Annotated in this window: 11 protein-coding genes and 2 pseudogenes; 6 read left to right on the forward strand and 7 right to left on the reverse strand. The window is 44.3% G+C overall.

The genetic code is table 11. The features are described 5' to 3' along the window. The 3 genes and pseudogenes from H5300_RS28375 to nadS all read left to right on the forward strand — a co-directional run. Positions 1 to 131: pseudogene (locus H5300_RS28375) on the forward strand (phage integrase central domain-containing protein); the annotation flags it as partial. Between the two features lie 151 nt (positions 132 to 282). Continuing rightward, complete coding sequence (locus H5300_RS28380; protein ID WP_220503575.1) at positions 283 to 504, forward strand: type II toxin-antitoxin system RelE/ParE family toxin; 222 nt, start codon at positions 283 to 285, stop codon at positions 502 to 504. Then, positions 501 to 785 carry a NadS family protein gene (nadS, locus tag H5300_RS24450; RefSeq protein ID WP_017067989.1) on the forward strand — a complete coding sequence of 95 codons (285 nt, stop codon included), beginning with the start codon at positions 501 to 503 and terminating at the stop codon, positions 783 to 785. The genes H5300_RS28380 and nadS overlap by 4 nt, the downstream gene beginning before the upstream one ends. A gap of 216 nt (positions 786 to 1,001) precedes the next feature. Here nadS and H5300_RS24455 read toward each other — a convergent pair whose 3' ends face one another. The 4 genes from H5300_RS24455 to H5300_RS24470 form a co-directional block, all read right to left on the reverse strand. After that, the gene (locus H5300_RS24455; protein WP_182797130.1) at positions 1,002 to 1,208 is read right to left on the reverse strand and encodes a hypothetical protein; all 207 of its coding nucleotides are present in this window, start codon (positions 1,206 to 1,208) and stop codon (positions 1,002 to 1,004) included. 92 nt (positions 1,209 to 1,300) lie between these two features. Next, positions 1,301 to 1,600 (reverse strand): hypothetical protein, encoded by a 300-nt coding sequence (locus tag H5300_RS24460; protein WP_182797131.1) that lies wholly within the window; start codon positions 1,598 to 1,600, stop codon positions 1,301 to 1,303. 287 nt (positions 1,601 to 1,887) lie between these two features. Beyond that, positions 1,888 to 2,421, reverse strand: a complete 534-nt coding sequence (locus tag H5300_RS24465) for a GNAT family N-acetyltransferase (protein ID WP_182797132.1) — start codon at positions 2,419 to 2,421, stop codon at positions 1,888 to 1,890. Beyond that, entirely contained in the window at positions 2,418 to 2,687 is a 270-nt protein-coding gene (locus H5300_RS24470; protein WP_182797133.1) for a DUF1778 domain-containing protein, read from the reverse strand. Before H5300_RS24470 ends, H5300_RS24465 begins: the two co-directional genes overlap by 4 nt. A gap of 204 nt (positions 2,688 to 2,891) precedes the next feature. On the opposite strand from H5300_RS24470, the gene H5300_RS24475 reads away from it, so the two are divergent. Continuing rightward, on the forward strand, positions 2,892 to 3,071 hold the full coding sequence (locus tag H5300_RS24475) for a hypothetical protein (protein ID WP_259397933.1): 180 nt from the start codon (positions 2,892 to 2,894) through the stop codon (positions 3,069 to 3,071). 164 nt (positions 3,072 to 3,235) lie between these two features. On the opposite strand, the pseudogene H5300_RS24480 reads toward H5300_RS24475, so the two are convergent. After that, a pseudogene (locus H5300_RS24480) lies at positions 3,236 to 3,778 on the reverse strand (RNA-guided endonuclease TnpB family protein); the annotation flags it as partial. Between the two features lie 298 nt (positions 3,779 to 4,076). Here H5300_RS24480 and H5300_RS24485 point away from each other — a divergent pair. After that, a complete protein-coding gene (locus tag H5300_RS24485; protein WP_182797135.1) occupies positions 4,077 to 5,756 on the forward strand; it encodes an SWIM zinc finger domain-containing protein in 1,680 nt (559 codons plus the stop codon). 89 nt (positions 5,757 to 5,845) lie between these two features. Here H5300_RS24485 and H5300_RS24490 read toward each other — a convergent pair whose 3' ends face one another. Together H5300_RS24490 and H5300_RS24495 are read right to left on the reverse strand one after the other, a co-directional pair. Next, a complete protein-coding gene (locus H5300_RS24490) occupies positions 5,846 to 6,343 on the reverse strand; it encodes a GNAT family N-acetyltransferase (protein WP_182797136.1) in 498 nt (165 codons plus the stop codon). Next, entirely contained in the window at positions 6,334 to 6,600 is a 267-nt protein-coding gene (locus H5300_RS24495; RefSeq protein ID WP_017067984.1) for a DUF1778 domain-containing protein, read from the reverse strand. Before H5300_RS24495 ends, H5300_RS24490 begins: the two co-directional genes overlap by 10 nt. Before the next feature lie 584 nt (positions 6,601 to 7,184). Here H5300_RS24495 and H5300_RS24500 point away from each other — a divergent pair. Then, positions 7,185 to 7,337: Arm DNA-binding domain-containing protein (locus H5300_RS24500; RefSeq protein WP_182797137.1), on the forward strand; the 153-nt coding region annotated here is incomplete at its 3' end.

Raw genomic sequence — 7,337 nt, forward strand, 5'->3', positions numbered from 1 at the left:
ATCAGTGGTATGAGCGTCAAAAAGGCAATTGGAAAAGCAGCTACCAAGGTGTGGTCAGAAATACGCTTGAACACTACCTCCTCCCGCACTTTGGAAACACGTTGGTTTCTGAAGTGTCATTATCCAAACTTGCAAAAAAGTAATCCATTGGCTTACACTTCATTTATGCATACAATCGTTGAATTACCCGAATACAAGAAACGAGTTGAAAAGCTCCTTTCTGAGGATGAGAACAAGCAAATCATTAATTATCTAGCAGAGCACCCGAAAGCCGGTGTCTTAATGCAAGGTACAGGTGGAATTCGTAAGCTCAGGTGGGCAAAAGAGGGCAGTGGTAAAAGTGGTGGTGTAAGAGTTATCTATTACTACCATAGTGAAGAAATACCATTGTTTATGCTTTCTCTCTTTGGCAAAAACGAGAAAGCTAACTTATCTAAAGCTGAATGTAATGTTCTTAATAAACTAACCAAAATACTTGCAGACAGTTACGGGAGGCAATCATGACTAATGCATTTGAAAGTATCCAGCAAGGTCTAATGGAAGCCATTGAATTCGCAGATGGCGAAAACAAAGAGGCTACAGTTCACAAGTTTGACTCTGTTGACGTTAAAGCGGTGCGTAATAATGTAGCAATGACTCAGACTGAGTTTGCATCTACATTTGGTATCAGTCTAGGTACATTACGTCACTGGGAGCGTGGAGATAGAACACCAAGAGGTCCTGCTTTAGTGTTACTGAATGTACTTGCGAAAGATCCCCAAGCAGTAATCAGAGCTCTTGCTTGAACTCCCCCCTAAAGGAGTGTTAATTCCTATCGTCGGTGACATTTGCGCTCTACCATTAGAATAGAGTCGGCTTACATTGTCTCTTATAGGCGTTTAACATGTTGGTCGTCCCTACCACCGAAAGATTTATGCTGGTGACCTTAATCCCTCAAATGGAAGCGGGCACGCCTAAAACACAGATAACGGCTTGACGTCACCACTGAACATTGGCTAACTTTATAAAAACAGCCGTACACGGTTGTCTTTAAAATCAATATTGCCATGTTCTGGCACTAAGCGAGATAAGTATTGCGGTCTCGCTTCAACCTCGCCATTAAAGTACTGCCTTATAAATAACGGGAAATGGCCGTCCCCTTTACACTCAACTGCACCATGACAGCACCTTCTTTGTGCATCATGCAGTGTCACTCGCGAGACCTTCATACTCTCGCTCACTAACTGGCGACCCATGCCAGACGCGCTCAATGCCGTCTTTAGCTATTGGCTCACTCATCATGACACGGAGCTTCGCCTCACTAAAATGCAAAAGAAACAGCTCTTTTGGCGATTAAAAAAGAGAAAGCTACGCCCTCGCGCAGCCCGCTTGTGAGCATCATCTGGCCTTCTTTGATAGCGTCATGACGCATCCCAAGCAAATTATTGAGACCAAGCAAGCGCTGGCGATATGTCAACTGCCAATACCTGCACCCTTTCTCTGTGTTGAGGTCAACAAAGACAGCAACCGCGTTCAAATAGAGCGAGACAACGACATCATTCCTTTCGCGCTCCCTAAGGGTATGAACATCGATATAGCCCTGACCCCAGAGGCCAAGCACTCACTGGAATCGATCGCGCACACAACGCATGTCAGGAGACAATAATGTTTGATCGGTTTTGCACTTAAAACTGGTAGAACTGGCTATTTTTGAAGCTAAAGTTTGATCGTTTTTAAGAGATTTACCATTCTCAAAGAGCCCAAAAAGTACAATAAAGATTGTTACATAAAGATTGATCGCTTTTAAGCTCATTTTTGGACAAAAGCACGTTAGAGTACAGGCTCTAATGCGCGAGATTTGGATTAGAAAAGTATCTTGAAGCCTTAAACGTTTGTTATATTCGTAGCCTATTGATTAAAAAGCCGTTCTACCGTCTTCATTGGTAAGAACATACGAATACGCCCATTATGTTCGCACAATATTTCAAAACCAAACTTCGTATAGAACGCTTGAGCAGAATCTGTAAGACAGTCCACAACAATTGCGTATGCCCGCATGTGATGATTAACTTCCCACAAATATTTCAGGGCACGAATAAGGCTAACCTTTCCGAGTCCAGAGCCATGAAACTCTTTGTGCACTGCTAATTGAGCCAAAAGAAAAACAGGGATTGGATATCTAGGAAGTTTCTTTGTTAGTTGTGCCGGTAATGTTTCTCGGCTGATTGAACTCGGTGCAACACTATAAAATGCACAAATAGCGAATTTTTGATTTAGCATTGGTTGAGCACTAGGTAAAACCATTGTTCGGCTGATGCCTGCTTGCATGTGCTTTGCAGCTTGAGTTTTGATAAAAGTGTTTAACTTTTGCTCACCACAATCAAATGAGTTTCGGTCATGCTTTGATTTGCTAAGTTCTATGAACTCTTTACCCCAACTCACTTAATGCCACTCTCATCTGTAAATTTGGCAGCATCAAGCAAAGCTTGATTCGGAACTTTCGCTTTATTACACGCAGCCATAAACTCGTCAAAGACACTGTCTTTGACCATAATACTTTCATGCTCTTCAATAACATGAGTCGCATCTTCGTCCATAAGCCTCACAACATATTCAGTAAGACTTTTTAAACCAAGTAAAGCCGATGCCTTTTCGGCTTTTGCCTTGATCTCTTCATCAAGGCGGATATCTAAACGTGCCGTTGCCATAACCCCTCCTACGTACGGATGAATGCCGTAATTCATAGGTGACTATAGTGCAAACTTAAAGCAAATTCAATTTGTACGGAAGTTTTACGGAGCGAGAAAGAATATAACATTCTTAAACAATCTTAATTGGAATTACTCAAACTATATTGACCTCTGACAACGCAAAGTGAGACCCTATCTGTCTATATTGATGATGAGCAAGCGATGTTTAGCGATGGAGAGCAGATGTATTGCCATTCACTGGCGCCATTGCGCGCCTACCGAGAAAAACAGCAACAACATTTTGAGTTAGAAGCAAAAGCAGTGATTGATATTCTTGAATTTAAAGCCGAAAGGGACAATTATGAACTACTCGCGGCTAAAGCCACCGAGTTTCCCAATTGATGACGCGAAGCGTTGTCAATCATTGTTGTGAGATGATTTCTTTGACGATGTTTGCTCCCTGTGGGGAGTCTTATTTCAGCCAAACTAATTTGGGGAAACCCTATAAAGGGTAACATCTAACCATCCTGATTTTTATACTGATGCCAGTTCCTACACCAGTGCAGCTATGCTGCTAATTTCTTCCGCCTGTGCACCACTTTCTTGCGAGTTTTTGCCTTGTCAGCAAACATTTCCTCTTTGATGTAAATGACGGTGCGCTTACGAAGTACGAATGAAGCATTTTCATCCGCATTTTGTTTGTTACCACAATCCAAGCAGATAAACTCTGCTTGCGTTGGGCGATCTGTATTTAAACTGCCACAACAACTACATTCCCTTGAGCTATTTACAGGGTTGATGTCATTAATGGCAACCTTGCCAGCATCAAGTGCCTTATACTCAATAAACGTGGCAAGTTGACCAAGCGAAACATCCAATAGCGAACGGTTTAGTCCACTTTTGGCTCTAGCGTGGTTCTTCATGAACTTACGTCCTGATGCATCACGTTTAGGCTTTGCCTTGCGCGTCATACCCTTGAGATTTAGCTTTTCTAAGCCAATAATTTCCCTTGAGTGAGCAACAAGCTCTTTGGATATATGGTGGTTATGGTTGGTGCGACAGTCTGAGTTTTTGGTGTCAATGCGCGCAATTTTGCGGCGCAGTTTCTCTTGACGACTAGACTCACAGCTCTCAAGTGATAAGCCTGAACAAAACGATCTGTTTGGATTTGATGACGTGTAATGCCATTAATGATAGTCAGTAAGTACTCAGACGTCGCGCAGGAAAAAAGCTTGATAACAAGATCGGGGCTGTCGATAAGTAATGATTCTACAATCAACATGCTAACGAAGTTATCGAGTGTTTTACCCGCTATTTGTGGGCATTATTTACTGCAATTGGTATTAATCTCCACAGCGTACGAAAATAAGAAACTTAAGCGACACGTGATCTATAAAGGAAACGAACATGAATCTAGGAAAACTGCGAGAGTGGGCGGGTATTGCGACCTTTGAGCGTGGCGAGTGGCTAGCCAAACACCAACACGTTCTTCACTATCACAACCACAACAGACACATTACCGCGCAGGTACAAGGCACATACCTGTATGATGTTTCTATCTCCGGTGGTAATAACGTTGAATGCACATGCCCAGCCGCCGCTTATCAGCCGATTTGCAAGCATGCCGTCGCCACATTGCTGGTGCATGGCGGGCATTACGCACAAGCGCAAACACCACTTGAAGCGCCCGCTCTCACCCTACCGGACGATGTTAAGGTGCACCAATGGCTTGCTTCACTTGATAAAGAGCGTTTGCTTGAGATGCTTCACAACCAGATTACCGATAACCCAACCCTGTTTGAAGCACTGCAATACCGCTGCTATGTGGACACACACAATGAGTCGCTCACCACTAAGCAAGTAATCGCCCTGATTGATGAGGCCTTACCCTATGACTCGGCATGGGAGTACGATGAAGCCCATGCCTATTTTGATTCATTGAATGATAAATTCCATGCGCTCGACCATGCCCTTGCAGCCCTGCCCAATGAAGATGCTTACCTTGTGGCTTGGCATGGGATCAAACGCCTTAATACCATCTGTATCGACTACGTCGATTCCACCAGTGGTGGCTATCAGACCACCCTAGCGCTATTTTCACAGCACATGATAGACGCTTTGACTGACAGCGATACGGCACTCACTGATAAACTCTCTTTCATTATTCAAGTGATTGAAGCTCAAATTGATATCGATGAATCATTCTTAAAAACACTGGAGAACAAAGCACCCGCGCTCAGTCTGGCTCTGGCTCAAGCCCTTCAATCTGACGCTCTGGTAGAGCACTTACCCCCCTCTACCACCAGTGATATTTGTCGCCACTACTGTCAGGCTAGCGCCGCTAAAGAACAGTGGCAAGACGCCATTGCTTGGCTACTCAACACAGAGTTGCGTTGGCACGATTGGCTTAAAATGGGACAGTATCACCTCAAGCTTGCACAATACTCACAAGCACAACACTGCTTAATCCAGGCGGAAAACGCACTTCAAGATCCTGACCATTCTTCACTCATTGACTTCGCTTGTGAATTGGCGACTTCACAAGGGCAAAATGCCAAAGCATGGCAGATCCGTTGGCAGCAATTTGAAGTACGCCCTCACTTTGCAACGCTACAAGCGCTCCAACCCTTAATGGCAACCGAAAGAAAGCAAAGGGAGCAACAACAATCGGATGTGATTGAGCGACTACTGAAACACGCCAAATCGAGCACTCGCCACAGTAGGGGGATTGAGCTACTGGTCAACACAGCACTGGACTACCATCGAACCGACATCTTGCTTGAGTGGGCGCACCACGAGGCCATTGACTCACACTTAAGTGTTCAAGTAGCAGATGCTCTGACCCCAAAACACTATGATATGGCGTGTAAGCTGTATCGCACAGCCATTGAAAACAAGGTGGAACAGACAAATAATGGGGGCTACCTCGAAGCGGTAAAACTCATCGCGCGATTTAAGACGATGGCCAACGACGATAAAGAGCAACATGACCTCACCTGGCACCGACTGGTCAAGCAGCTAAAGAAGACAATGAGCAGAAAGCGTAACTTTATCCGGTATTTGGATGAGCGCTTTACGGTTCAATAAACCAGCAAGCCTTTTCCGGGGCGCTAGAGAGCGCCTCAACGCAGTCCTCAATCGCGCGACTCGGCCTTCACGTTTATAACTCAGAAGGCCTAGAGTGATTTGGTTAAGTCGCTGATTCTCGCCATCAACACCAATCGATCTATGCTCGATTCTTTAAAGCCAAACTTTGTATAGAAAGACTGAGCATCATCGTCCAAAGCATGAACTAATATACCAGCCCCACCGACCACTTCCATTGCTGCCATAGAGCGCAAAATACAATCTTTGAGCAAACCAACAGCGATATGTTTACCTTGATATTTCAAATCAACGGCAAGTCTCGCCAGTACAACCATTGGTATTGGGTCGGGGCTATTTTGTTTTAAAGCACTAAAAGCGATATCTCTCGATACCGAGCCCATTGCGATAGCGTAGTAACCCACTACCGCGTTCTTTTCGGAATCAATGACGACATAAGTTTTCGCACTACCACGGTTTTGACTTTTTAGGGCTTGTTTCTTAAGCCAAAGATCGAGAGATTCAACACCACAACAAAAGGAATTGATGTGATCACTGCCTGTAAGTAAACGAGGTTTAATCAATCCCAAGGCGACTTCCTTTGGAATAAATCTTGAACACCCTCAAGAATTTTAGGTGGTTCATCAAACGCTTTTTCAAAAGCATCAAATGCCGCTTGTTCTAATCTAAAATCTTTCTGATCGGCCAGTACTTTTTGAGCTTCATTCAAAGCGGCTTGTTGAATGAATACGGTTCTATCCACTTTCTGTAGGCTTGCCGCTGCATCAATAACATCACGGACGGAAGGAAATACTCGCATATTGATCGGGGCTGATTTGGTAGCCATAATAATTACCTGTGTATATCTATCACGTATACAAGTATATCACCACGAACTGTGTAGTCAACAGATACACAACTTGTCATCTAGGCATACTTTTACCGTTCTTGAACATCAAGCTTTTTAGCCGAGCCCACCGCACAGCGAAATTTGCCACCAAACCGCACTCAGGACCAAAAAAACGTCAAGAGAAAATAGTCGAAGACGGAGAGCAGGCTGACATATTTGGATTTGAGGACACATCAGCGGCGCACCAATTAACCCTCAGTTTTGATGAAAAAACCACCAAAAGCACTGGACATCGATCCAGTAAACGACTAGAGTCAATATTGAACATTTTATAGGCTATCGGAAAGAATGGGCGTGAAGATACGTTTTAGGATTTGGAAGATACCGTGAAATGCGTTGGCAAATGATGACCTTACGTCACAACGCCACACACAATATGCAGTTGGGATAGGAAGGCTGCAACCTCCCTACCCCGTACCGGCTGCGACACTTTTAAGCAGACCCAGCCGATGGCTCGATTCTAGCGAATTCCATTGGTGAGGGACAGATCTATTTAAGATCTGATATCAATGGAGGCCGCTATGGCTCATCTTCGCGTACGTCCTAATGGGCGCATTCAGTTCGATCTTCATTTGTACGGCCAGCGCTTTCGTGAAGGCACCAAACAAATGGCCACGCCAAAAAATGTAAGGCTTGCTCAAGCCACCCTCAAGCAAATGAACGCCGAGATTGAC

The organism is Vibrio sp. SG41-7 (assembly GCF_014164465.1).
GTDB classification, from domain to species: domain Bacteria; phylum Pseudomonadota; class Gammaproteobacteria; order Enterobacterales; family Vibrionaceae; genus Vibrio; species Vibrio splendidus.